The organism is Mojavia sp. (genome assembly GCF_059505145.1).
The window spans coordinates 100,510-125,794 of the sequence record NZ_JCACKA010000063.1; the positions used below are offsets into that span (position 1 = coordinate 100,510).

Consider the following 25,285-nt stretch of genomic DNA (forward strand, 5'->3'; position numbering starts at 1 on the left):
ATGCTTTCCTTGTCCCCCCTGGGCGAACGGTGTATTAAGCATTTACCAGTACTGAATGTTATTTTTTAGTTACAAAAAATACTATAAAATGGCTACAAAAAATTATAATTTTTTTGTATTTAGCTAAATATAGTAAATACTACTAAATATCTAATAAATGACCAACCATAGAATTTCTACTAGGATGTCAGTAATACCTAATCTATATAATCGATAATTACTACACGTTTCAAACAAGCTTGAGGACAAAATTCCAGTAGTTATAATACTTGTTAACACTTGATAAGACAATTTTAAATTTTCATTGAGCAAATTTTGAATGCCTGAGCAGTGAGTAAAGCTATAGTGTATTTAGCAAAGCCACAGCTACAGCAGTCGTAATTAGTATATGAACAAGTTACAAGTCAAAATCCTGTTAAATCAGATACTCTTTTTTCACAAGCTAAATGAGATTGCTGTAATGTGGCTTTGCTGAGGTTCTAATGCCAAAGTATTTTAAGAATTAGTTTAAACACGCACTCTAACTCGATGACAGGCAAAAACGCAAGACATAATGCATTTCTGCGGCTAGTGTCTGGTAATGGAGCACCTTATAGGTCAGAATCCCGCTACTCGCTGCTCCCTAGTAAAGAGGTGGTAATTGGACGCGACCCCAGCTGTCAAGTTGTCTTGGATGCCATGATGTATCGGATGGTATCCCGTCGTCATGCTGTGATTCGTCCCCTCTCTTCATCTCCAGATGGCAAATTTAGCTGGCTAATTTGTGATTTGAATAGTGCTAATGGCACTTATTTAAATGGACACCGCCTACAAGGTTGTCAAGAATTACATGCAGGCGATCGCATTTCTTTGGGTGCTGATGGACCGCAATTTGTGTTTGAACACGAATTTGTCTCCCCAGTTACGATCATGACCAGGCCAGCCACACCACTGCCATCAGCAGGTTACCCCCAAGGGCAATTAAAACCTGATTCGGTGAGCTTTACTCAACTGTTTCCCATTATTTCTACTGGCAAAGATTTAACTCGTAAAGCTTACCTCGTACCGGGAATTCTGACAGTAGTATTCGTGGTGCTAATGTTTGCTACGGTAGGTCAGCCGCAAGCTAATCAAGTTATTGTAGCGAGCTACATAGCATTTGCTGCCTATTATTTTGTTTACCAACTGTGCGGTAAACCGAAGCCTTGGTGGGTACTCATGTCAGTAGCATTGGGTACGTCGTTTATTTTGCTCAGTCCCCTATTAGATTTATTTATCTTTGTGTTTCGTGGCATTCTGCCTGGTAACTTGCCTTCAAATCAGGATTCGATCACCTTTACAGAATTGCTGGTGCGAATGTTTTTTGGTGCTGGGTTGATGGAAGAATTACTAAAGGCTTTACCTGTATTGGCAGTGTTGTTAATTGCTATTAAATTGCCCTCACCTTGGCGAGAACGCATAGGCGTTTGGGAACCTCTAGATGGGATTCTCTTAGGAACAGCTTCTGCTGTGGGTTTTACCCTGTTAGAAACTCTCGGACAATATGTGCCAGTAATTACACAAAATGTTGCCCAACAGTCAGGAGTAGGGACTGGTCAATTGGTGGGATTGCAATTGCTCATTCCGCGAATTTTAGGCTCTGTAGCAGGACACATGGCTTACAGCGGTTATTTGGGGTATTTTATCGGGTTGGCTGTCCTCAAGCCCCGCCTGAGTTGGCAAATTCTCCCCATTGGTTATATTAGCGCTGCTGCACTCCATGCTTTGTGGAACGCTACCGGATCTATCAATGCTTTACTGTTGGTGGTTGTTGGCGTGTTGTCGTATGCATTTTTGATGGCGGCAATTCTTAAGGCACGTGCTTTATCACCAACGCGATCGCAGAATTTCGCTACCCGCTTTCTCGGCCCTAAATAAGCAGCTAATTAGCGATTACCAAATACGTAAAATTTTGAATTGTTAATTAATTGAAGTTAGTTCTCCACCAGGAACTAAGTGTCTAGAACTCCAACCATTTTTTATGTCTTTGGGTAGATAGTGCTAGTTTGGCAATCCGCTTATAGTCTGAAGTATATTAGGGAAACTGTACTTAGAAAAAAACCAGCAAAAACGCATCAGACCCGCAAGACAAGCGCCGAGTGCGGGCAAAGTTAATAGTTACCTGAAATATAGCCCCATTCAGGAATAACAGACAACTGCATTTAGGATTCTGGCTGAAAGCTATTTAGTCTGGTGAGGGCGTAGTAAGAAATTGCTAAACTAACCTTTGCTTGCTCGACTTCCGATAAAGATGTCCACTCGCGGTTACCCAAGTTACTCATTACACATACCACATTTTGTGGTTCGCCACTACGCATAGCATAGGCATAAGGACGCGCTAAAACCAATAAATCTTCTGCGCCCCAAGTAGGCAGTACATCTTGAACACAGTGAACGAGTTGCTCACCAATTGATTGTTGGGAAGTAAAAATTTCAGCAGCTTTGTGAGCGATCGCATTTAGCCAGCCTTGGGGTACAGCTGAAGCAAAAGATGTTTGTAAGCTTTCTTGCAAAGCCATGACAATCTGGCTGATATTTGTCTTAGAGTCTGAAGCAGTAGATTTTTTTTCCCAAAGATTATCTAACTGGCTATAAAAAACTTGCGATCTTGCCGTAAGTTCTTGCTCAAGCACATCATCGATAAGAAACTGCTGTTCTAGTTGGCAAAAATAAGCTTCTGATTTCTCATCAGCTGGATTCCAGGGGTAACTAGCATCCTCAGCTTCTAGTAAAGTTGCTAAAAAATCTAATTCTACTTGAGATGGTAAAGATGAGATAGTCTCTGAATTGTTGATTTGGTGAGTCATTTGTCGCCTCCAGACTAATTATTTAGCAGTATTGACAGCTACAACTGTCAGAATCACATTTCCGCAAAAAAAAGTGAATTTTGCCTATGGTGAGAATAAATTTGTGAGGCTGTTGCTCATGACTGAAATTGCAATTATGCAATACCTAAGTTAAGAGCCTTCGATAATAAACTGCCATATCTCACCTCTAGAACTACCAAACTTTAATTGCATTCCTGATGTTAAAGGTACTTCCTCTCGGAGGATTTGTTGCCAACCATTAGAACTGAAAATCCAGGTTGTCCCGTAGGTAGATAAATCTTGTAAGTAATAAGTTCTTGCCGGAGCAGTGTCAGTGAAAGTATTCCGACATAAGATTTCAGCATGGCGTTTAGAAACAGAGGGTTCTGGGATGACAATATCATTGTCTTTTGTGCGACCAATCCGAGTCACTCCAGAACGTAATACCCAGGTTTTACCACCTGCTGATAGCGATCGCAAAGAGGCTGTAGGAAATGAAGCTACCACACTCGGAATAGTAGTTTCTGGTAATTCTGTAATTCCTTCATCAAAACTTTTAATCAATTCGCCATTAAAATCTGGATGTAGGTAGAGGACAGGTAAAGTCCATGCTGGTTGATTGAACTTATATACTGTTAACAGTTCTTGCCTAGCTTCTGCCACAGCCTCATCAATTGGCTTGCGCGATCGCAAAGCTTCCGTAAAGACTTGAATAAAACTGTGGCTTTCTTCGTCAGCAATCTCATCGCGCATTCCCAAAACCGCAGGTACGCCATGACGAATCAGCACTTCTGCCAAACTGCTAGAGGGTATAGCTTGATTATTTATAGCAGCTGGTTGTGCGCCCCAGCAGGCATTGAAAACCGCCAGTTTTACACCAGTACGAGTCAATACTTGGGCCAGTTCTATGCCATTGAGGGTCATGCTTGGGCGCAAAAACAGTAATCCTCCATCTGGATCTGGCAGACCGTGACCAGCGTAAAAGAAGACATTGTATGCTTTAGTTTCTAACTCCTGAATCAACTCTTGTGGGCTTGGTTGCAGAAGTGTATGTACCATGCAGGGTGCATATCCCTGAGAATTGCTACCTAAAGGCCCTGCATTGGCGAGAGTTTTTTCTAAGATTGCCGCTTCTTTTTCCAGTTGCAAATTTTCATCTTGTCCTAAAACCAGCAGAATATTTAAAGCTTGGTCTGTTCGCAAATAAGGCAATGATTCAACTTCACTGGTAGTGCGACTAAATAGTAAATCTTGAGATAGAGACATCGCCGATTGGCCAGGCTCACGTTGCATAATTTCCCAAGGTAGGGCGATGAGATCCGGGTCACGAATTTCCAGTCGAAAGCGCAGACGTGTATGCTGCCCCATAGCAATGCCACGACTTCGTTCTAAACTTCCGAGAATTTGCCCATTAAATAACCAACGCCATAAATGAATTCCCAAGTATTGCATTAAGCGGCTACTGTAGCCTCCTGGCTGACCCGAAGGCAATGAAACCAAGTTCACTGGTAATGGATTTGTTTGTAGAGGCGTTGAGCGAGAGTAAATACTTAAGGGGCTATGACCAGCAAACATCTGCTGCCATTCTTGCCAAACTTGAGAGAGTTCCACAGGCCATATACAATCATGCAAAACATAACCACTGGGATAGGGAGCCTTAACCACCCATATGGCGAAGTTATCAGAGCTAGTATTAATCAAACGGGCGATCGCCAGGTTCAGGCATGGCAATGGATTCATTAAATCAAAAGGTATTAAATAACAAATAATTTCAAATAAAAATTTTCCAATGTAAAAATATCTACATTGTATTGTAAGTTTTTTTCGCTGGTTATTACCTGTATTATTTCAGGTTTTTACCAATTTATGGAGTATTCGATTTGGTTGGACTAGTATCACTTTGTGGATTTGGTACAGGTGTCTGGTTATCTAGCGATGGCGAGACATCATCACATGCACTCGGCTGTTTTGCTGATAAAACATTGACCTTATATTTTTTTAGTTGAGATTGGGAGAATTGAATTGGTGCTAATTTCTCTACTTGTTGCGAAGAGTTAGAATTATCTGGTTTATTCACTGATGACTGAGCTGGTGTATCTTGGGGGCACAAGCGCAGTTGCACGAAAAAATCTCTAGAACCCGCTTTAGGATTTGGTTTTTTATCGATAACTTGTAAAAGGCTACCAGAGGGTAATAATTCTTGGTTATTTAGGCGGATTGGGGCCTGGGTTTGAATTACCCACCCAGAATCAAGGTTGTCAATAGTTCGCGGTGCAGTTGCTTCTGTGGTAGTTGGCTGCGGAGTTGCGGTTGGGCTAGTCACAACTGGAGTTTCACCGGATGGCGATCGCATCTGCATTACTAAGTATCCCAAATAACCGGCTGCTAAAACTAATATTAACGGAACTATAAAATTTAGTGGTAGTTGGGCAGTTTTGGCAGGCTTAGTTTCTGGGATTACTTGTGTTTTCTGATTGGGGTTACCTAGGAGTGTTCCTTGTACTGTTCTGGACGGAGCATTAGTAGCTTTACCCAGGAAACTGTCTGGTATGACCGCTGCCAGGCTTGAGTTTGGTTCAGAGTATCGAACTTGACAATGTACTAAGGCAATAGTGACATTATCATGTCCATTTTTAGTGTTAGCAATTTCTACTAATTTTTCAGTAGCATGTGCTACATCGGTTTCCCCTGTCAAAATCGGTAAGACTTCTGTTTCCCAATAGTCCTCAACGCGGTCAAAGTCGCTCAAACCATCGGATGTAAGTAGGAAAACAGCATCTTCATCCAGAATAAACCTCTGGGCAGTGGGATGTAATGAAGTACTGGGACTCATTCCTAAAGCCTGGACGAGAGAGCCAGATCCACCTTGTAATATTGCTTCACGGTAGACAGCATAGCCTAACCGTACCTCACGCGAAGCTACATCATCATCAAGGGTAACTTGATAACAACCGTGGCGCGTAATCCAGTAGGCACGGCTATCACCGACGTGGGTAATGTACATTTCATGGGCAATTGGTAATGCCATTACCAAGGTGGTGCCCATGCGTTGACGTCCCTGCCGATTTTCGCCGTCATTGCGTTGGCTAATTTTGTCATTTACAACTGCCACTGCTGATTCTAAGTCATTTAGCAGCAGTGAAGGGTCTATGTGGTCATACGGAACTTTTGTGAGTTCATGTACCTGATGCTGAATCGTTTCAATTGCTAAATTTGATGCTACATTGCCTCCCTCGTGCCCACCGATGCCGTCACAGACAATGGCTAGGGCGGTCGCCTGTGGAGGTTTACTTACTAAGGTACCACTGGGAGGGTAACAGGCATCTTCATTACGTTGGCGACTGGGGCCAGTGTCAGTTTTAGTGAAAATTTTGATAGTAGACTTTTGCGATCGCCCTAATTGAGCTAGTCCTTGATCTAAGACTGTAATTAATTGATCAGGTGAATTGATCTGTTGCTGAATTAAAGCATTACTAATTTTGTTGATAAGTTCAGCTATAGCTGGTTTTGCCTCTCTGTGCAATTGCTGCCAAAATTCTCCTAATTGAGGTAAGCCTGGTGTTGTTGAGGAGTCAACACGCAATTCTAACAAGCGTACTAACGACCCTTCTACCCTTAACAAATATGGGTCTAGTAAGCTAGAGGCCACACCTTCACTTGCAAATGGATGCCAAAGATGAGCTAACTGCCATAGCCAATTGAGTTGGCGCATTGATGTAGCGTCACGCCAAGCACTGATTAACTCGCTACACAGTTGCACTTGTAGCGCTGTACCATCGGTCAGTATTGGGGGTTTTTCTAAAAGTAATATGTCTTTACGAGAACGACCATCGGTTACAGGTATTACTCCATATACCTGCGGTACGTGTAATCTGTAAGGAATAAGTCTTAGATAAGCTCTAATTGCCGACGAATTATCTAATTCAGGTGTTTGCGGAACTAACCCAGGCTTAGTATCTAAAACAACAGATTTATTGATCACTAAATAGCGCTCGTCCAAGATTTCTCCGGGAGTGGCAACACTCAGGCCATCTCCCTCAGCCCAGAGGTAATGCTTGGGTAGAGGTGTGGAGCATCGCAAGCAAAATTTATGTGTTAAGGGGTTGAGAGCTTGACACATCTCATTTGGGCAGTAGAGCGTTGCCACATCATTTTCCATAGTTTTCGCACCGATCAGCAATTGGCAATTTCTTCAGCAGCATTGGCAATTTCTTCAACAGCATTAGCAGAGGCAATCTGGATCGCTCATGTTTCTTTAACCCGACATATCCAACTTTGGATCAATGATTTTAGCTGGCTGATACTAGCAGGCGCTAATAATTATCTACTTATCCAAAGAAATCGCTCCTCAGTCAATCCTACAGCCTCATCATACTTTCTATTCCTTATATGACTCTCTATCAACAGCGCAGCTAACTTCAACTCTGCCACCACAGCTTAACTCCAGCCAGCATAACTGTACTGTTTACTTTTGATAAATTACCTGATCACAAAGCGGTAGATAATACTAGTATTTCTATAGTTTATAAGTTGTGAGGCATTAATAACTTTAATTAAGAATTAAGATAACTGAACACATAAGCTAAACGAGGCTCTCAACTTTGTCAAATATAGTTCACCAATTTTTAACGTAATTTAGAAAAACCATTATCCGATTAATGATGCCATTGTTAGTTAATGTTTTGGGTAATTGGCATTTCTAGCACACCTACCAGTGATTTTGCATCTATGAGAATTGTCTAGAATGTACTGTATTATCTCTTGGCTAGCTACATCTCTTCACAACGAGGACATATGTTACTAATCACATACTGCATAGCTGTAGATCCGAAATTTTATAAAAAATAAATATATTCAAGTTTTACAGATATATTTTGAGAGGATGACCAAGCACTAAAGCGGTAGCTATCATATTAATTAGTGCGAATCTATACTAACTCTGCTAGCTTGGCTTTTAGCACAAAAAATTGGTTAACAATCCATTGAATAATTTAAATCTAGCAATACTAGCTGTTACAGCTGTACTAAATATTAACTGTGTCAGAAAGCTTCTACCTAAAAAATTCTTATCAGCAACTTCAGGGTATTGACCTATACGTACTGTAATTCAGCATAGATAGCTGAGGATTATTTCGTTCACCGAAATCGCAAGTGGTAGATTAACTACTAAAACTTAAACTACCAAAACTTAGCTTATTGTTCACATCTAGTACTATTACTTAAAGCCGCAGCAGACAAGTCTTAGGGGCATGGTACAGCCTGCCCCTAAAAAGCCAAGAATTACAAAACTTTTAGTTGTAGCTCTTGACTTTACTGTTTCTCATCAGTTGCTACTTGGGGGATTCCCATGCTGTAGTTGGTGACACGGCTTAGGAGATTGTAGCTGATTTCGCCTTTTTGTAGGAGCGATCGCAAATAATGCTCCAAATCTGATCCAATGCGGCGTAAGTTGTAGTCTGTTAAATCCTGGCCACTAGATGCTTCTACCAGTTCATCAAACTTACGATAAATCTTTTGCAGCGCATCTTCATTCCAGTTAAATTCATTGTCTGGGTCAACATCTAACGATAAAACCTGATTACTGGGAACCAGTTCGCCATCTCGGTCAATTTCCGCTGCAAAAATGCGGATATGCCGGGTTGTGGACTTAAGCAGCATCGGGTTGTCCATAAAAGGGTGTAAGATTTGGGTTGATTACACTGAAATCATTGTAGACGCTATACCTGAGCTTGAATGACCTTAATAAAAAGGAATCATGCCTATGGTGCAAGCATTAGCCAAAATACTATCTGCACTACACTCTCTTCAAATTCTTAATTTTTCGTTTCACTGCATTAGTCCTAAGAGAAGCAGCAAGATCATAGCTTTTTTCAGGCTCTCCTTGACACGGGGAGCCAGTGTATTGTAAAGCCTAGTGTGTTGACGGGTTGTCCCGATTTGAACGAACTGGTGTTGAGAAATTAGAGGAGGGGTCACAAATCCATCGAATTAACGTTTGTTGAGCGTCAAACTTTAGCAAACTTTAGCCGGAGTTGCCTTTGCGACAATTTACAGGTAAGCTGTTTTGATTTCTAGAGGAACCACGAGTTTACTATGGCGGTCAGTTAACCATGTCTAATCACTACTGCTAGGCTCTTTTTACTTGACAAAATCTAGAAAGCACTAGAATAGCAGACTCGGCTGTAATAAAGTAATCAGTGTCTATAATTTTCATTCAGAACAAAAATAAATCTTTAATGACTTTGCTGATTGATGTCTCCTGAATTTTATGATGAAAAAAATGAACATCTAGTAAATTTACGTAGTTATGGCACAACTACCTCTAGCTTTCATAAAAGAGAAAAACTTTAGTGTTTTTACGTAAGTGTAAACACGAAAATTTCAGTAAAATTCCAAACTGTTATTGACGTTTAGATAAAGTTGATGTAAAAACCTTTAAAAAGCTCGAACAACTTCTTACAGAAACTTTATTGTATAGAATCTTAAAAACTGAATAATAGTTATGGCTTACCTGAACCACCTTTGGCGCAGGGAAAATACAGCCTACGCAGTCAAAGTCTGGCTCGAAAAGAACACAGGAGAGTGGAATAGAAGACAAATGTGATGGATGAAGAATGATTCTGAGTTCAACCACTTTGGATTCAAAAAAAAATTAAAGAATTTTTGTTGGGTATTTAGCTCCTCAACCTCATGACCACCAAGTAAAGGAATCCGCAAAATTTATGAACTCCAAAGCCTTACCACGTCAGATAAATAATATTGAAGTAGGTGTTTATGAGTGTGAAATACATCTCAAATTCCGGTTGATTGAGGAAAAGAGTCTATTAGGCGATCGCGAGCAACTATTGCAAGTGCTTTTAGATGCTTTAACTGAAGGCTCTGATGATTTTCTAGAGACACTGCAAGCGTCTGTTAAAGCCCAGGAAGTTTCTGAATTTAAAGCTTCACCGCAAATGCGACGCCAACTCATGCGCTTACGAAATTTCGCCGATAATAGTCAATAAATATCTGTATAATTTGAGTAGTGACAAGTCGTGGCTTAGATATCAAATGGTGAATTTGTTTTAAGTTTACCTATTTGCTCTAACCTTGAGTTGGCTTGTGTAACTTAACCTCAAGGCTAGGAGTTTACCTTACTCTCCGAAAAGCCCAAGAAAGCGTCACAGTAGCCCTCACCCTTTGCACTACGGAAATATTTGGGTGCCTACTAATGCAGTTACGCCTTCCTACTAAGGCAGGTTACAGTTTTTCAAGGATTTTATTTTTGGCAAATACCTTTGATCAGGGTGTTACTTCAAGTTGGTAAAGTACTAGTTAGCAATCATTTACGTTAAATACTCTGAACATTTCAGAGATTTCTAAATTTATGGGTTGCTTCGTGAGCGATTGCAGCTGTTTAATATTAGGATTTTGCAAGCTTGAAGTTTCATTCCACCCTTACACATGGCATATGAGATAATTTTCACAAACCCATTAGGGTAGGATTAATTTTTTAGAAGATTAGTCGATAAATTTAACTACTTGACAAAGGGCTGAAGGCTTAATACTGAACTGTTAATTAGTCCAACTAAAATCAATTCTCATCCCACAGCTACGAAAACATCGCTATGCTCGTTTTCATAAAAAGCCGTGGGATTTCGAGTCATTAGCCCTTGGTCATTAGCACTAATGACTGTTGACTTAATTACTTAGCAATTTTTCAAGCTAAAACCCACGAGTAAATGCCCACAATGAGGGCATGAAAATTGTTCCTCCTTATTCTCCAGTCCCCAGCCCCTCTTTTCAAGACAAGCTGTCTATTTAGCAAGACCGTGTTCTAAAGCAAAACGAACTAACTCTGTACGGCTATTAGTACCGGTTTTACTAAACAAACGGCTAACGTACTTTTCGACATTGCGGACGCTGGTCTCTAAGCGACGGGCAATTTCTTTGTTCATTAACCCTTCAGCGACCAAGTTTAAAACACTTTGTTCTCTAGGGGTCAGGTCGATTTTAAATGGTGCTGGTGATTGTGAGATCGCATTTCTTTGAGTTAACAAAGCCTTTATTTGGGCAATTTGATGGGCTAGTTCAGCAATATCAGGAGTTTCACCGTCTTCACCTGTAGTTTGAAGTTTAGCTGTGCGACGGGCAAGTAAGTTTTCTACTATGGCAATTAACTCATCTGGGTCGAAAGGTTTGGGTAAATAAGCATCAACACCAGCTTGATAGCCTTGAATGCGATCGCCTGTCATGCCCTTAGCAGTTAAAAATACTACTGGCAGCGTTTGGAACCGAGGATCATCTCGCAGTTGCTTGAGGAATTGATAGCCGTCTACCTGGGGCATCATGATGTCAGAAATCACTAAGTCAGGCGTGTTCTGCTGCATCAAATCCCAACCCTCACGGGCGTTACTGGCGACTTGAACGCTGAAACCGCTTTCTTGTAAATAATCTTTGACGGCTTCCCGCAATCCCGGTTCGTCATCTACCAGTAACAGTTGTGCTGACATTTGAAATTTCCTTAAGTTTACCTTTTTCCAATTTAGCGAAACTTGGTAGGCATTGAACAATATACAGACAGGTCAACTTTTGTGGAGAATTCAAAATTGAAATTCATCTGAGCTAATTTCTATAGCCAATCAATAATCTGGGCTTTTTCTGGCAGCTTGGCTTCGCTTTGCCCAGAGTAACGCGCTTTCGCAGTAAATAATGCAATAGGAGTACTTAAAAAGTCTACAAGGCTGGCTTGACCCGCGATCGCCTTGACGCTATATTTAGGCACTTCCTTCAATAACCAGCGTACCAAGCGATAGTAATATTCCTGGCGTTTAAGCCCTGGCATTAACTCCACGCCATACAGTTCGTGCAGATAGCGATTTGAGCGCCCATAGCGCCGCCATTGGCTTTTCAATTCTTTGAGTGTGGTACGGTGACGGTGCTGGACTACAGCATCTGGGGCAAATTCCAAATGCCCGATGTTTGCCCCCAGAATCCGCCAACAAATGTCTGCATCTCCACCAGTAGTAAGATAAGGACGAAATAAACCAACTTTTTCTAAGGCGATGCGTTGAACTGCTAAATTAGCGGTTTGACCGTAAGCACAGAAAGGATGGGCAAGGGTGTGCTTTTGTGATAAGGTTTCTTGACGGTCTGCATGTTGTTCTAGCAGAGTTTTACCTGGTAGAGCCTTAATTTCACCTACAACAATTACTACATCTGGTTTGATGAAAGGTTTAATTAATGATTCTAGCCACTGCGGTTGAGGACGGCAATCAGCATCGGTAAAAGCTACAATTTCCCCGGTTGCAGCTCGAATGCCAGTGTTACGAGCTGCGTAGGAGCTTTGAATTTGGTTTTCACTCAAAGGGTGAATTGTAATCGGGCAAAGTTCAGCAGATGCTTTTAGGGATGTGAGAGTGCGATCGCTACTGTTATTATCTACCAGCAAATACTCTACCCGTTCTTTAGGGTAAGTTTGAGACAGCAAACAAGAAATTAAATCTGGTAAATCTGCCTCACCATTATAAATAGGAACAACCACCGACACCCTTGGCATAAAGCTGTTGGCGGTGGTTGCATCAACTAATTGATGATTCATAAATTAAAATTTTGGATTGGGATTACTTACTAGTATTCCCAATCCAAAATCTTAAAACTGATTAGAACACGCACTTGGTATGACTCAAAAAATCCGGCTTGGGAAATAATTGAATACGTAAATCTAAAATTTCAAGTCGCTAGCGCGGACACTCATTGATCCAGTGGGTTGATTTGCCGGAGGTTGAGCGAAGTTATTACTAGATAGCGCTGTAATTGCTCGCGCATATTGTGGATCGTTTGGAGTGCCAACTAAATCTGGATTAGACGCTAGTTGACGCTCTTGTGCTTCTGTTAAGTCTAACTTGATATCTGGTGTGATGCCTTTGTGGTTAATATCCGTTCCCTGGGGAGTGTAATAGTGGGCAATGGTGACTGCCAAGCCCGAACCATCAGCGAGTTGATGAACTGACTGTACTAACGCTTTTCCAAAGGTTTGACTGCCAACAACTACTGCTCGCTTATTATCTTTGAGTGCCCCTGTGAGAATTTCGCTAGCACTAGCTGAATTACCATCCACCAGTACTGCTAAGGGAAGCTGAGTCAGGGCAGTGCGATTAGCTTTAGTATCTTCCGCTCCTCCTAACCGATCTACTGTACGGACAATTCCGCCATTATCCAGCCACATCCGCGCAATTTCAATGCTCGACTGCAACAAACCACCAGGATTGCCTCGCAAATCCAATACATAAGCATTTACTTGCTTACCGTTTAAATCGCGGATGGCTCGTCGCATTTGTTCTGCTGCATGAGAACTAAATTCTCGCAACCGGATATAGCCAACACGCCGATTACCTTCTTGCTTGAGGGTATAACGTACAGTTGGTACTTCAATAGTTGCCCTGGTTAGCTTCAAATCAAAAGCATTCTTCCCTGACCGCCCCAGGCGCAATGTCAGAGGAGTACCAGCTTTACCACGAATTAGCTTGGAGGCATCATCCACTTTCATCTGCTGAGTGGGTTTGCCATTAATTGCTAAAATTTCATCGCCTGCTTTAATACCAGCTTTCAGCGCTGGGGAATTTTCTATAGCTTCTACAACAGTGAGCCGCTTGGTTTTATCATTTAATTCCATGCGAATGCCAATCCCAGAGACTTCCCCTGATGTTTGGCTGGTCAGCGCCTCATACTGTTTGGGGTCCATAAACCGAGTGTAAGGATCTCCCAACTGTTGTAAAGCTTCACGAATGGCAACGTAAGCTTCTTCATGAGTTGTATAGTTTTTACTTAACAAACTTTGTCTAGTTGCTTGCCAATCTTGTTGATTAAATTTGCCATCAACATATTCACGATTCACCAGTTGCCAGACTTCGTCAACTACTGCTTTGGGGCTATCTTGTAGGGCAGCCCGAACGCAGCGAGTCCAAGCCGGGCCAAATAAAGATACAGTGGCGCTCGTGGCGATCGCTCCACCAATCAAGGCTACTTGGAGCGGCGAGTAACGTTTCGCAGATTGGTTCATGTATATCAGCTGGAATAATTGTGTTGTTGACAGTTTAGCAATCAGATTTTCCAAAAAATTTTAAGTTTTATACTTAAGTTTAGCTATACTTCCTTCATCATTTCTTATTGAAATGAAGCTAAAAATATTGCTTTACTTTATGACAATCATTTCTCTGTTTGCTAGCTTTCTCCGGACAATCATCTAGAGTATGTGACAGTTTTATATGTGTCAACTATATACTCTCGATTATTTTTATAAGATAGCACTTTGCTTATTGACTTGCAGATACTTAAGATATCGACAAACTATGCTTTTCTTACTTATGTCATGAAACGTAAAGGTTACTTGAAAACAACAGTTTCAGTTAAGAGAAAAGCTGGGTAACTGTGGCGATTGATACAAAAAATAGCTTGTGGTTTGTGCGTTATCTTTGGCGTTTGGCTAATCTGTACCACTATAACCTTAGTTTATGCATCTTCCTAAGCAGTAAATGCCTTTTTGCGTTAAGCTGACTCATCCACGAGTCTTTAATACTGATTAATGAGTTTTTTAGCTCCGTTAATGAGGCTTTGATGCTCGTTCACCAGTTTTTTAGACTCGTACCTTGGTGATCGTAGCTTGCATCTGCCACAATTCAGCCAGAAGCGCATTCTAAACCAAAGAATCTGGATCTACGCCAAGCGATCTGAGACGTTCTGCCAGCATTTGAGCGCGTTGTTCTGCTTGTTTAACTCGTTCTTCTGGTGTTAATAAACGCTGACCTTGCTCAGTATACCAGTAAAGCCACTCGCGTGTAATGCCTTGATATGTTCCCTGTTCACAGCCAATCCCTAACCCAATTTCCGGTAGCCAAACGGGATTTACTCGCTGCAATTGATACTTCCCATTTACCAGGCGATACACTTCTAAAGTCTGTTTTCTTCGCCGTTGGGGATTATAAACGACATAATATAAAACTTCTAACTGGGCATAAAACTCTTTCTTGGTGCTGTATTCCCCACGCCGTGTTTGAGAAACCACTTCTAGCACCATAGTTGGTACGCGTTGTTCTTCCCAAAGTAGGTAACTTAAACGCAGATTCTCATCAAAAATACGTTCAACTCCCAGACTCAAAAACCCATCTGGTACGATCGCTGACTGATCGGGATCGTAATAAATCCCCATATCAACACCAAAGAACCAGTCCATACGGTCTGACCATGCCATAGCTAGTATGGCTTCCAGTAAACCAGGAATTAAATGTTGCAGCTGATTATCCACAGGGGTATCGTCAGAGTCCGGCAAATCCTCGGCGGAGGGTAAGCAGTCTAGCGGATCGTACTGTAGCATGATCTGATTAGCGTTTATCTCGTACTTTGATCATAAGTGGTTACGCAAAATCATTTATGTCATTGCGAGCGAAATGAAATGTAGCGTAGACGCAATGACAAATGTATATTTAATTTTGCACTACTACTTAGTGCTGCTTACTGAAGTCCGGGCGAATGGAATTTGCTCTTCTAACTCCAGAGAAATAGTTTGATAGAGATGATCGAGCATCGCCCGCACAGATGGAGGAAGGGATGTAAAGCGGATGTAGAAGCTGCCTTCTAGTGTAGGTTTTTCCAAGACTTTGGCATAAAAATCTTCACCGACTTCTTGGGGCAGATTTTTATTCAGCAGGATGAGTTTTAAATTCGTTAGGGGAAGTGGCAATTCTTCTTCAAGGTTTTTGTGCTGAATCAGGGCTTCCTGGCGGGAGAGCTTGATAATCTCTGCTTGATACCAGCGATCGCCTACGTGTTTGCTTTCCAAGGTAACGTACTGGAGCGAAATAGCTTCTGGCAAATCTAGGAATTGTTCTTCCGACTTAGAGAGAAACAGGTTATGCTCTCCACCAATGCCGCTGATTTCATAAAGGTTAATGGGGTCTTTTACTCCTTTCATCTGCACCTTTTGGTGTGTATCCACCTGCACAATGTCTCGCACCTCAGACAACACATCTTCGGAGATGATAATTTGTCCACCCACACTGCACGCTTCAATGCGGTAGGCAAGGTTAATGTGGCTACCGACGACACCATACTTTGTACGTTTTTCTGACCCGATGTTGCCGACTACAACCTCACCTGTATGAATGCCAATGCCCATTTCCAGGAGCGGAAAGCCCCATTCTTGCATCTGCTGGTTGACGGGAATCATTGCTTGTTGCATAGCGATCGCACACGCAACTGCCCGTTCTGTGTCGTTTGCTCTCACGGTAGGCGCACCAAATAATGTCAGAATGCCATCTCCCATGAACTCATCGATTGTACCTTCGTAGCGGGTAATCACATCCGCCATATATTCCAGGTAAAAGTTGAGGATGGTGATCACTTGCTCTGGTGACAGCCGTTCGGCTGTAGCTGTGAAGCCGCGCAGATCCGAGATTAAGATGGTGATTTTACGTCGCGTCCCGCCTAACTCTAGCCCAAGGGGATTTTCTAGCAGATTGCTGACAATCTCATCACTAAGGTAACGCCCAAAGATTTGCCGAATCAGCGCATTTTTATTTTTCAGTTCCCCGTTAATTTTGGCAAGTGCCTGAGTGCGATCGCGCACCTTTTCTTCTAGAGTTTCAAACAATTCCTTTAACTGTTTTGCCATGCAGGTGAAAGACTCAGCCAGTTCCCCAATCTCATCAGACCGTTCAATTGGCAGTTCTTGCTCCCAGCTTCCATCTGCCAGATCCTTGGCGGCGGTATTCAAACGCTGAATCGGCTTGACAATCCAGAGGGATGTTTGCAGTCCCACCACCATTGCAATAATCAGCGACAGCAGGCACAGCAGCGTCGTGATCCGGGTATTTGCCTGGATGCGTTCCATGAAATCCGCTTCCGGCATAACAACCACAATTAACCAATCCAACCCCCTACCATCCTGTAACGGCGTAACTTGAAGAAATTGCCGATTTCCTTGGATATCAAAGTCTAGTAGTTGGCTATTTTGAATTTGTGTAAAATTGCCAAACTTTTGTTGTAAATGTTTAGCACTCTGCTGGATTAGATAATTTTTACTCTCAAAAGCTTTAATCCGTTGCGGCTGGTTACTGGTAATTTGGTAGGTTGCATCGGGCGTAGATGTGGCAACCAGCATACCAGAACGTTCCATAATGAACGTCTGACCAGAGGTGCCAATCTTTAAGCTTTGCAGAAATGCATTCACCTGGGAAAAAATAAAATCGCTACCAAGGACACCCTTGAGTTTTCCTTGCTTGTCATACACAGGTTGGGCTGCTGTAATTGCTAGTCCCCCTGTACTGAAGTCCCGATAGATTTGGCTCCATGTAGGTTGACCTGCCTGAACTGCCTGCTTGTACCAGGGACGTTGGCGTGCATCGAAATCCGGCAAAGCTTCGATTAGACGTGCGCGATCGCCCTGTGCATTGGTCGCAAAGTACTGGTTGTATCCTGTAGACTGATTGCGTTGAATTACCTGCAAATCACCATTCGGTAAGCGTCTTGCTCCTAAATATTCTCCTGTAACGCTACCGTAAAAGTTGTAGGTGATCACTGGAAAGGTACGGATCTGCTGCCAGAAATACTTCTGTTTATACTGGGTATTTTGAGTATCTAACTGTCCTAACTCAATCGAATTTGCATTCAGCCGATTGATCAGATGGGGTGTTTCCACATAAAGCAGTAGCCTCTCGTTGACCCGTGCGGTTACCTCATCCCGGAGTTGGGTGGCGACCTCGTTCACTGCACGTTGCCCATTGCGGAAGGAAAAATATCCGGTCAGCCCTACAGCCGTAATTACCTGGAGTAGTGTAGATACAATAAAAATGACTCGTAGCGGCATTTTTCTATACATAATTTTGATAGCTAAATGCGTGGTCTCGCACCAGCCGGTATCCTCCAGGTAAATTCTCCTTTCTTCCAGGATTCCCAGATAACGAGGATGATTTAACCAAAATTATGGTTGATTAAATAGGAAGTTATTATTAAATCCGATCGCCCGCTCACGTACATCAAACAGACTACTGAGTATTAACCATCGCCACAATAGTAGATAGAGGTACTTCTGCAAAATACTCCCGCTGAAATTGTTCTTCGCGCACAGCAGCTAAAAATTTAGTAGCAGCCGCATCAGCTTGAGTTTCCGAGGCATTTTTAGATTCTTGACTAATTCTCAAATAATTGTCTTGGCGTTGAAGTGTGAATCCTAAATATTTTAAAGCTCTGATTCCTAAAAGTAAGGTTTGGTCGCCGATGCCCAGTTTCTCTAACAGTTGGACGCGAGTAACTAGTTGATTGGTGCGGCTGAGGTATTTGGCAATTCCGACAAGGGTAAGCCAAATTTGGGCGGGTGGTTGATGATTGGGTTTAGACCAGGCGATCACAAGTTTTTGGTTATTGTAAACTGAGCGTTTCCACCAAGCACGTAAATCATCCCAACTAGTTGGGCATTCTTCGAGGATCAGTGCGGAGTTGTGAGTTGTGATTTCTGAGTGTTCTTGATTGCGCCAGTCTAAGATGAGTGCTGAGTTTTGAGTGCTGAGTACTGAGTTAGCGCTGGGACGGACGGCAATTAATCTGATTTCATAGCGTTTTTTAAAGGTGTTATAGTCCAGTTCGGCTATGCAATCACATCTACCTATGGGTAATTCATCTTTGTAGTGTCCCCACCAAATACCCGGAAAAGCATTTCTGCTGGAATCATCCCGGATATCAAACTCGGTTTTGATGTACTGTACTTTTTTCCCTTGGGAATCTTGTTGATTGCGATGCCAAGCATTTTCAAACCAGCAGTTTTGAATCAACAGTTTTGGAACAGGATTACCCATTCCACAAGGTTCTAATACTTTTAGTTCTAAAAATAATTCTTTCCCTAAATCACCTACTGTGACCGCTATGTCTGCTTGCACTGTAGGCGTTAGATTTTTACCACCTAAAGATTGCCGTAACCTTTGATTAATTGCTTCTGTAAATAAGGGAATATTTTCCACCGCCAGACTCAAACCCGCCGCAAAGGGATGTCCCCCAAAGCGATGCAATAGATGTGCTTGGTCTTTAACTAATTGATATAAATCGACCGAATTCACCGAACGGGCAGAACCACGGGCTAATGAGAGTGCTGAGTTCTGAGTGCTGAGTGCTGAGTGTTGAGTGTTGAGTGTTGAGTCCTGAGTAATAATTTCTCCCCCTGCTCCCCTGCTCCCCTGCTCCCCTGCTACTTCTGTACTCAATAAAATCGTGGGGCGGCCTGTTTCTTGTGCTACTTGTCCGGCGACTAAGCCTAAAACGCCTACGGGCCATTGGGAATCTTCCAGAACGATCGCACTGGTGGTAGATAAATCTAATTGGGTAAGTTTTTGTGCAACTTGAGTTTGTACATCTTTCTGCAAAGACTTACGGCGGGCGTTAGCTAGTTCTGTATCTTCTGCGAGTTCATTACAACGTTTCACATCCCGGCTGGTGAGTAGTTCTACACAAAAGCTAGCATCACCTTGAATGCGGCTAACTGCATTGATGCGCGGCCCCAAACCAAAGGAAATATCTGTGGGGCGATCGCCACTTTTTTGGCACAATTCTAATAATCTCCCCACCCCCGGACGTCGCCTAGCTGTTGGTGGTTGTTTAAAATCTTCCTGTAGTCTTTGAATTCCCAATTGCGCCAAATATCGGCAATCTCCACTTAGCTCTACCAAGTCGGCAATTAAACCTACTGCTACTAAATCCAACAAATCTGCCAATGGATTTTGAGGCACATCAGGCAAGGTTAAATACAAGGCTTCTACCAACTTGTAAGCTACCGCCACCCCAGACAAATTAAACAGCGGATGTTCATTGGGCAAATTACGGGGGTTGATAATCGCTGTTACTGGTGGACGTTCTGCGGGTAATGTGTGATGGTCTGTAACTATGACATCAATACCTAACTGTTTGGCATAAATAATTTCATCTATATTTGTGCTGCCAGTGTCGCAAGTGACAATTAATGTACAACCTTGTTTTTTTAAGTTATCAATTCCTGAAAGATTGAGTCCGTGAGATTCCGTGAGACGATTAGGAATGTAGTAAATTAACTGAGCATTTTGCACAAAAAATTGCCCCAAACCATCCCATAGCACAGATGTAGAGGTTATACCGTCAGCGTCAAAGTCTCCCCAAATGGCAATTTTCTCACCAGCATTGCGTGCTTGTTGCAATCGTTCCACTGCTAGATGCATTTCTTGACCAAACTCAAAGGGGCTGGCTGGTTGATAAGCTTTATAGTTGACGAATGCTTCTAATTGTGAGCTATCTTGTATTCCCCGTTGCCACAATAATTGCGCTGCAAAAACTCCACCTGATGCAGGTGTATACTTTTTCACACTTTGAATAAACCACTCTGGTGCTTGTTCAGTTGCCGCTAGAATCCACTGCATTTGAAAATTTAAAATTAAAAATTCCAAAAATTTCTAAATCTAAAATAGAACCTTATAGGCAAGAGCCTACAACGAGAGCATAAAAATCTTTCTCCCCAGTCCCCAATGCCCAATACCCAGTCCCAATTAAATCGGTGCTTGGTCTTCTGTTGTAATTTCATTAACTAAAGGATTGAGTACTGCATCGCTAGCAAATCCATCAGTCTTACGGGCACGAATAGCTGGGCGGGTTCGTGGTACGCGTTGCGGAGCAGCTCGCCGATAACCTGCTCTTTCAGCTTTTTGATGTTCATAATCAATCAGTCTGCCGTAGTGTTCATGCTTGCTTAAATTCATCGACAGAAAAATATGCTGACGGATATTTCCAAAACCTTTGCGGTTGAAAAACTTCACTGCGGGAACGTTGGTAGGATCGGTGTCTACCAGCATGAACCGCGCCCCATCTTCGATCATCCGGGCGACAATTTTATCAACTAATTTATCTGCTACTCCCCGACGCTGAAACATAGGATTCACTCCCAGCCAGAGAATATATCCATAAGTCCAAGATGCTTTGGTGATGATGGTTCCTAAAATGAATCCTGCTAGTTCCTCATCTATTTCAGCTACTAAGCAATATTCTGGATCTGTATTGTAAAGTCCTATTACTTCCCATTCATCCCAAGTTCTATATAAATAAGGATATAAATCACTCGTAAATAGTCCTTCTCCCAAGTGGTAGACGGGGGCTATGTCGTCAATTCCTAATTCACGGACATAAACTGTCCCCATGTCATCAACGTTTGTCATACTGCTTAAAATTGTGATTACTTAAATATAGATATTTTTTAAAGTTTAGTGATATCCATTTTGCCAGGAATGGAGAACGTAGGGTAAGCATTGTCTACCAAAACCCGGAAATAGTGCTTAATGTCTACCCTACAATTATTAAAGTGAAACTTCTTGAATATTGTTGATATTTGGCAGTGTATTGCTAGCTATTGCTTCCGCATCATTTTGTGTACGTTGGCAGCGAGTGGCAAATTGACAAAAATTGCAGGCTTTATTTCCTACTGGTAATTGGGGAAATTGCTCTTGTTTTTGGTAACGTTCCAGCCAATAAGTTAAATCGCTTAACAAATCATTAAGTTCTTTTGCTGTTTTCTGATGCTGGGCATTACTGTAACTAAATTTAATGTTCTGCGGTTTGCCTTCAGACTGAACAAACCAATAAGTCATAGAAATATTTTCTGGCAAATAATCGCTAGTTTCTGCCAAAACATACATATAAAGACGTGTTTGCCAGTTCCGTTCTAATTTGCGTTTGTCTGGTGGTTTAGGATAAGTTTTCCAGTCTAGAATTTGTGCTTTTTGATTATCTGCAATTAATAAATCATAAATAACAGTGAGTAAATAATCTTGAACTTGTAGGGTGCGGTAGTGTTCGCTTTCCCGGAAAGTTTGGCTATTGGCAGCAGGTGTTAAAATTTCTGGTGCAGCATTGGCAAAAGCTGTCATCCAGCTTTGTAGTTGGGTATCCGCTTGCAAAAAGCTATGAATTGGTAAACCCATTTCGCGCTGTTGCATCAGCAAGTGAAAGCGACTACCTAAAGTTTGTCGTTCTTCCTGTTCTGGATCTGCGGGAGAATTGAGGCTTTCTAAGTAAGTATGTTGAAACTGACGAGGACAACGTTCTAATAAGTTAAGTTGTCCTTGGGAAATTCGTAATAGTTGATTTGAAGTTGTCAGCATTCTTATATTTTAGAAGCGATCGCAGTGTTAACGGAGTTCAAAGCCTCGTTCACGGAGTTCAAAGCCTCGTTCACGGAGTTCAAAGCCTCATTCACGAGTATCAAAGACTCGTTAACGGAGTTCAAAGACTCATTCACGAGTATCAAAGACTCGTTAACGGAGTTCAAAGACTCATTCACGAGTATCAAAGCCTCGTTAACGGAGTTCAAAGACTCATTCACGAGTATCAAAGACTCATTAACGGAGTTCAAAGACTCATTAACGGAGTTCAAAGCCTCGTTAACGGAGTTCAAAGACTCATTCACGAGTATCAAAGCCTCGTTAACGAAAGCCTGTAGTCTATTACATATACAGGTGAGTTCTTAAAAGCACTGCGATTGCCTACACCTGATGAAGCGAAGAACATTACTGAGGCGACAGGGCTAACAGCAGCGCAAGTATTGATACCAAAAGCTTTAGGGGATGTAAAAGATAAAAAATAAAAGGTAAAAGGATGAATTAACTTTGTTTTTCCATCCCCTTACCTTTTTATGTACCTGATGCTTATTTAATGTTAGCCCTTGCGTCCCTAACTGCGGCAACAAAAAATAATCCTGTGAGTGGAATGCTCAATGCTAGGATAATCGCAGTCATTTGCACGCCTAAATCTGGTTGTCCAGAACTGAGTTCAAAAATTGAACCGACAGCCGCGATCGCTGTTACACAAGAACCGCCTAAAAATAAACCGCTTTTTGGAGTTAAATACACTACTAGACCACCCTACGCTACTGGTTTCACAGCTTGATACGAGAAGCCATTTTTAGATAGCTCCTGGGCCAAAGTCAAGGAATTATCCACGCGGTCTACAAATACGACACCGTTGAGGTGATCCATTTCGTGCTGAATGCAGCGTCCGAGTAAGTCATTAGCTTTTAAAGTCTTTGGACGGCCATATTCATCTTTATAAGCAATCTCTACCACTTCAGGGCGCTTTACGTCCAAGTAGACGCCCGGAATACTCAAACAGCCTTCTTGAGCAACGCAGATGTCGCGGCTCACTTGTTTAATCGTGGGGTTAATCAATACCAGTGGTGGGTTAGCTGCGTTATCTGGTTCGCAGTCAATCACAATTAATTGTTTATTTATTGCTACTTGTGGTGCAGCCAAACCAATGCCATCTTTGCTGTACATAGTTTGCAGCATTTCGCGTACCAGTTGGCGCAGTTCATCATCTATTTTCGCAATGCGCTTTGCCGGTTGACGGAGAACGCGATCGCCTAAATAGTGAAGTTCCAAAGGAGGATTTTTTAACTTTTTTTTCTCGACAGCAATTTCGGAGGGCATGATTCTCTATGGCTAGTTTTTGAACATTCCTGATACTTCAATTCTATCAATCTCCACTCGTTACCCAGGTGTGATCCCAAAATCTCCTTTTGGTTAAATTTCTAACGCAATTATTTCTGTTGCTTACGCAGTGTCGAGTATAAAGGGTGATGTACTCTCGCATAAAGCCTAGAAAATTACCTGCGAGACTAACTACGAAATTTAGATATTGGGGTAATGTATGTTGAAATTTCTGACGAAACTTGATTACTTACTCAAAGAAACTTTCCTCGGTTTGCTGCGTGGAGGTTGGATGAATTGGGCAGCTGTCAGTACTGTAACGGTATTGCTATTTTTATTTGGTATGAGTCTGCAAACTTCTTGGCAATTAGAAAAGCTACTCAACCAATTCGGTAGCCAAATGGAAGTAGCAGTTTATCTCGATTCGGGTACACCAGCCGCAAGTATTGAACCACTAGTAGCAAAAATGCCAGAAGTGGTAGCAATGCAAATAATTACCAAAGAGCAAGCTTGGACTAAGTTAGTTAAAGAATTAGGAATTTCTGATATTGAAGGTGCAAATCAACAGTTAGGGGAGAATCCGCTAGTTGATGAGTTGCAGATCAAAGCACGTAACTCTGAGGTTGTACCTACTTTAGCGACGCAATTAGCTAAGTTGCCAGGAGTTGATCTAGTGCAGTATGTAGATGAAGCAGTCAAACGCATCGCCCAGTTGCACAAAGGACTGAACTGGATTACTTTGACAATTACTATTATTCTGACCTTAACTGCGATCGCCGTTACTAGCATTACTATTCGGCTGATTGTGATGGCACGTCGTCAGGAAATTGAAATTATGCAACTAGTCGGTGCAACTGCTGCTTGGATATACTTACCGTTTATTTTGCAAGGTATAAGTTTTGGCTTACTTGGTGGTGCGATCGCTTGGAGTTTTATTTCACTAATTCAACAGTTTTTAGGAAAATTGCTAGTCAATCAACCTGAGTTGATTCAATTTATTACAAAAGGTGTGCAACTCACTCCAGCACAAATATTATTATTACCTTTGATTCTCTTGAGCTTTGGTGCAGCTGTAGGATTAATGGGTAGTTTATTCGCTGTACGGCGTTTCGCTAAAAGTTAGCAAGCTTTTTGGAGTATATCTTAATTACGAATTACGAATTACGAATTACGAATTAATATGACATCTCAATGGGAACGTTTGCTGCTAAACCTTGGTGAATGGCAAGGTTCATTCACCCGGTTCTCGCCCCAAGGTGAACTAAAAGAAGATATTAAAAGTGTTGTTTCCTTTGAAGGATTGAACAACAATCAGACAATGCGCCAAATTGTCCGCCGTCAGGGGCAAAAAGATTTGGTTCTAGAATACAGTTCTCTGGGAAAGAATACTCTGTTGTTTGAAAATGGGGCATTTTCTCAAGGTTCTATTCAACTTGCACCATTTACCGAATTTGGTGCAGAACTAGGTTTGATTCATGAAAACCGCCGTTTGCGTTTGGTGCAACTGTTTGATAAAAACGGTCAGCTAGACAAACTTACCTTAATTCGAGAACATTTAGCTGGTACTGAAGCACGAGAAAGTCCTGCTGTGCAAATAGATGACTTGTTAGGAGAATGGCAAGGTGAAGCAATAACAATATACACAGATTTGCGTTCTCCTAATACTGTCTCGACAACCCTGAAATTACAAATTGATGAAGCTGGGCGCTTTTTTCAAAGTCTTTCTTTTGGCGAACATACAATTACTTCTACCGCTACCATTAAAGGGTCTATCATCCATTTCGATCAAGATCCACAAAAGCAGATGCAAGTATTGCTGCTCCCTGGTGGCGCTTCTGCTACTTCTCCACTTAAGGTAAATTTACGCCAAAGTTTTATCTTAGAGGTGGGTTGGTTAATTCAGCCAAATCTGCGCCAAAGAATGATTCGCAGCTACGATGATAAAGGCGAATGGGTGAGCCTCACCTTAGTTACAGAAGAAAGAATTTAGGAGTG

General features: G+C 41.9%; 20 protein-coding genes. 6 read left to right on the plus strand and 14 right to left on the minus strand.

Going from position 1 to position 25,285, the window contains the following annotated elements:
• The first annotated feature begins 528 nt into the window (after positions 1–528).
• Positions 529–1,896, plus strand: coding sequence for a PrsW family glutamic-type intramembrane protease (locus AC5JL8_RS12740; protein WP_495880142.1), 1,368 nt, complete (start codon positions 529–531; stop codon positions 1,894–1,896).
• Positions 1,897–2,180: 284 nt separating this feature from the next.
• Here AC5JL8_RS12740 and AC5JL8_RS12745 read toward each other — a convergent pair whose 3' ends face one another.
• The 3 genes from AC5JL8_RS12745 to AC5JL8_RS12755 form a co-directional block, all read right to left on the minus strand.
• Positions 2,181–2,825, minus strand: a complete 645-nt coding sequence (locus tag AC5JL8_RS12745) for a hypothetical protein (protein WP_495880143.1) — start codon at positions 2,823–2,825, stop codon at positions 2,181–2,183.
• Between the two features lie 150 nt (positions 2,826–2,975).
• Positions 2,976–4,556: a CHAT domain-containing protein gene (locus AC5JL8_RS12750; protein ID WP_495880490.1), complete on the minus strand. Its 1,581-nt coding sequence runs from the start codon at positions 4,554–4,556 to the stop codon at positions 2,976–2,978.
• Between the two features lie 133 nt (positions 4,557–4,689).
• The gene (locus AC5JL8_RS12755) at positions 4,690–6,984 is read right to left on the minus strand and encodes a PP2C family protein-serine/threonine phosphatase (protein WP_495880144.1); all 2,295 of its coding nucleotides are present in this window, start codon (positions 6,982–6,984) and stop codon (positions 4,690–4,692) included.
• Here AC5JL8_RS12755 and AC5JL8_RS12760 point away from each other — a divergent pair.
• The gene (locus AC5JL8_RS12760; RefSeq protein WP_495880508.1) at positions 6,937–7,218 is read left to right on the plus strand and encodes a hypothetical protein; all 282 of its coding nucleotides are present in this window, start codon (positions 6,937–6,939) and stop codon (positions 7,216–7,218) included. The two genes, AC5JL8_RS12755 and AC5JL8_RS12760, sit on opposite strands and share 48 nt — an antisense overlap.
• 917 nt (positions 7,219–8,135) lie before the next feature.
• Here AC5JL8_RS12760 and AC5JL8_RS12765 read toward each other — a convergent pair.
• Entirely contained in the window at positions 8,136–8,495 is a 360-nt protein-coding gene (locus AC5JL8_RS12765; protein WP_495880145.1) for an NAD(P)H-quinone oxidoreductase subunit M, read from the minus strand.
• Between the two features lie 1,052 nt (positions 8,496–9,547).
• Here AC5JL8_RS12765 and AC5JL8_RS12770 point away from each other — a divergent pair.
• Positions 9,548–9,829 (plus strand): Npun_R1517 family heterocyst differentiation transcriptional regulator, encoded by a 282-nt coding sequence (locus AC5JL8_RS12770; RefSeq protein ID WP_495880146.1) that lies wholly within the window; start codon positions 9,548–9,550, stop codon positions 9,827–9,829.
• Positions 9,830–10,621: 792 nt separating this feature from the next.
• Here AC5JL8_RS12770 and AC5JL8_RS12775 read toward each other — a convergent pair.
• The 8 genes from AC5JL8_RS12775 to AC5JL8_RS12810 form a co-directional block, all read right to left on the minus strand.
• A complete protein-coding gene (locus tag AC5JL8_RS12775) occupies positions 10,622–11,317 on the minus strand; it encodes a response regulator transcription factor (protein WP_495880147.1) in 696 nt (231 codons plus the stop codon).
• Between the two features lie 119 nt (positions 11,318–11,436).
• On the minus strand, positions 11,437–12,405 hold the full coding sequence (locus AC5JL8_RS12780; RefSeq protein ID WP_495880148.1) for a glycosyltransferase family 2 protein: 969 nt from the start codon (positions 12,403–12,405) through the stop codon (positions 11,437–11,439).
• 123 nt (positions 12,406–12,528) lie between these two features.
• Positions 12,529–13,866, minus strand: a complete 1,338-nt coding sequence (gene ctpB, locus AC5JL8_RS12785) for a carboxyl-terminal processing protease CtpB (protein WP_495880149.1) — start codon at positions 13,864–13,866, stop codon at positions 12,529–12,531.
• A 633-nt stretch (positions 13,867–14,499) separates the two neighbouring features.
• The gene (locus AC5JL8_RS12790; protein ID WP_495880150.1) at positions 14,500–15,177 is read right to left on the minus strand and encodes a Uma2 family endonuclease; all 678 of its coding nucleotides are present in this window, start codon (positions 15,175–15,177) and stop codon (positions 14,500–14,502) included.
• A 123-nt stretch (positions 15,178–15,300) separates the two neighbouring features.
• Positions 15,301–17,679 (minus strand): adenylate/guanylate cyclase domain-containing protein, encoded by a 2,379-nt coding sequence (locus AC5JL8_RS12795; RefSeq protein ID WP_495880151.1) that lies wholly within the window; start codon positions 17,677–17,679, stop codon positions 15,301–15,303.
• A gap of 166 nt (positions 17,680–17,845) precedes the next feature.
• On the minus strand, positions 17,846–20,236 hold the full coding sequence (locus tag AC5JL8_RS12800; RefSeq protein ID WP_495880152.1) for a single-stranded-DNA-specific exonuclease RecJ: 2,391 nt from the start codon (positions 20,234–20,236) through the stop codon (positions 17,846–17,848).
• 126 nt (positions 20,237–20,362) lie between these two features.
• The gene (locus AC5JL8_RS12805) at positions 20,363–21,025 is read right to left on the minus strand and encodes a GNAT family N-acetyltransferase (protein WP_495880153.1); all 663 of its coding nucleotides are present in this window, start codon (positions 21,023–21,025) and stop codon (positions 20,363–20,365) included.
• 138 nt (positions 21,026–21,163) lie between these two features.
• Positions 21,164–21,967, minus strand: a complete 804-nt coding sequence (locus AC5JL8_RS12810) for a PD-(D/E)XK nuclease family protein (RefSeq protein WP_495880154.1) — start codon at positions 21,965–21,967, stop codon at positions 21,164–21,166.
• Between AC5JL8_RS12810 and AC5JL8_RS12815 the strand changes: the two genes are divergently transcribed.
• Positions 21,958–22,305 carry a hypothetical protein gene (locus AC5JL8_RS12815; protein ID WP_495880155.1) on the plus strand — a complete coding sequence of 116 codons (348 nt, stop codon included), beginning with the start codon at positions 21,958–21,960 and terminating at the stop codon, positions 22,303–22,305. The genes AC5JL8_RS12810 and AC5JL8_RS12815 overlap by 10 nt on opposite strands.
• Before the next feature lie 205 nt (positions 22,306–22,510).
• Here AC5JL8_RS12815 and AC5JL8_RS12820 read toward each other — a convergent pair whose 3' ends face one another.
• Together AC5JL8_RS12820 and def are read right to left on the minus strand one after the other, a co-directional pair.
• Complete coding sequence (locus AC5JL8_RS12820) at positions 22,511–22,714, minus strand: hypothetical protein (protein ID WP_495880156.1); 204 nt, start codon at positions 22,712–22,714, stop codon at positions 22,511–22,513.
• A gap of 12 nt (positions 22,715–22,726) precedes the next feature.
• The gene (gene def, locus AC5JL8_RS12825; RefSeq protein ID WP_495880157.1) at positions 22,727–23,290 is read right to left on the minus strand and encodes a peptide deformylase; all 564 of its coding nucleotides are present in this window, start codon (positions 23,288–23,290) and stop codon (positions 22,727–22,729) included.
• A gap of 220 nt (positions 23,291–23,510) precedes the next feature.
• On the opposite strand from def, the gene AC5JL8_RS12830 reads away from it, so the two are divergent.
• Together AC5JL8_RS12830 and AC5JL8_RS12835 are read left to right on the plus strand one after the other, a co-directional pair.
• Complete coding sequence (locus tag AC5JL8_RS12830) at positions 23,511–24,413, plus strand: cell division protein FtsX (protein ID WP_495880158.1); 903 nt, start codon at positions 23,511–23,513, stop codon at positions 24,411–24,413.
• Between the two features lie 57 nt (positions 24,414–24,470).
• Positions 24,471–25,280, plus strand: a complete 810-nt coding sequence (locus tag AC5JL8_RS12835; protein ID WP_495880159.1) for a DUF3598 family protein — start codon at positions 24,471–24,473, stop codon at positions 25,278–25,280.
• Positions 25,281–25,285: the final 5 nt, after the last annotated feature.

What these genes read in the sequence shown, in the direction of transcription:
- AC5JL8_RS12740 (WP_495880142.1), top strand. Translation starts at nt 529, where the DNA reads ATGACAGGCAAAAACGCAAGACATAATGCATTTCTGCGGCTAGTGTCT.
- AC5JL8_RS12745 (WP_495880143.1), bottom strand. Translation starts at nt 2,825, where the DNA reads ATGACTCACCAAATCAACAATTCAGAGACTATCTCATCTTTACCATCT.
- AC5JL8_RS12755 (WP_495880144.1), bottom strand. Translation starts at nt 6,984, where the DNA reads ATGGAAAATGATGTGGCAACGCTCTACTGCCCAAATGAGATGTGTCAA.
- AC5JL8_RS12765 (WP_495880145.1), bottom strand. Translation starts at nt 8,495, where the DNA reads ATGGACAACCCGATGCTGCTTAAGTCCACAACCCGGCATATCCGCATT.
- AC5JL8_RS12770 (WP_495880146.1), top strand. Translation starts at nt 9,548, where the DNA reads ATGAACTCCAAAGCCTTACCACGTCAGATAAATAATATTGAAGTAGGT.
- AC5JL8_RS12775 (WP_495880147.1), bottom strand. Translation starts at nt 11,317, where the DNA reads ATGTCAGCACAACTGTTACTGGTAGATGACGAACCGGGATTGCGGGAA.
- AC5JL8_RS12780 (WP_495880148.1), bottom strand. Translation starts at nt 12,405, where the DNA reads ATGAATCATCAATTAGTTGATGCAACCACCGCCAACAGCTTTATGCCA.
- ctpB (WP_495880149.1), bottom strand. Translation starts at nt 13,866, where the DNA reads ATGAACCAATCTGCGAAACGTTACTCGCCGCTCCAAGTAGCCTTGATT.
- AC5JL8_RS12790 (WP_495880150.1), bottom strand. Translation starts at nt 15,177, where the DNA reads ATGCTACAGTACGATCCGCTAGACTGCTTACCCTCCGCCGAGGATTTG.
- AC5JL8_RS12795 (WP_495880151.1), bottom strand. Translation starts at nt 17,679, where the DNA reads ATGTATAGAAAAATGCCGCTACGAGTCATTTTTATTGTATCTACACTA.
- AC5JL8_RS12800 (WP_495880152.1), bottom strand. Translation starts at nt 20,236, where the DNA reads ATGCAGTGGATTCTAGCGGCAACTGAACAAGCACCAGAGTGGTTTATT.
- AC5JL8_RS12805 (WP_495880153.1), bottom strand. Translation starts at nt 21,025, where the DNA reads ATGACAAACGTTGATGACATGGGGACAGTTTATGTCCGTGAATTAGGA.
- AC5JL8_RS12810 (WP_495880154.1), bottom strand. Translation starts at nt 21,967, where the DNA reads ATGCTGACAACTTCAAATCAACTATTACGAATTTCCCAAGGACAACTT.
- def (WP_495880157.1), bottom strand. Translation starts at nt 23,290, where the DNA reads ATGCCCTCCGAAATTGCTGTCGAGAAAAAAAAGTTAAAAAATCCTCCT.
- AC5JL8_RS12830 (WP_495880158.1), top strand. Translation starts at nt 23,511, where the DNA reads ATGTTGAAATTTCTGACGAAACTTGATTACTTACTCAAAGAAACTTTC.
- AC5JL8_RS12835 (WP_495880159.1), top strand. Translation starts at nt 24,471, where the DNA reads ATGACATCTCAATGGGAACGTTTGCTGCTAAACCTTGGTGAATGGCAA.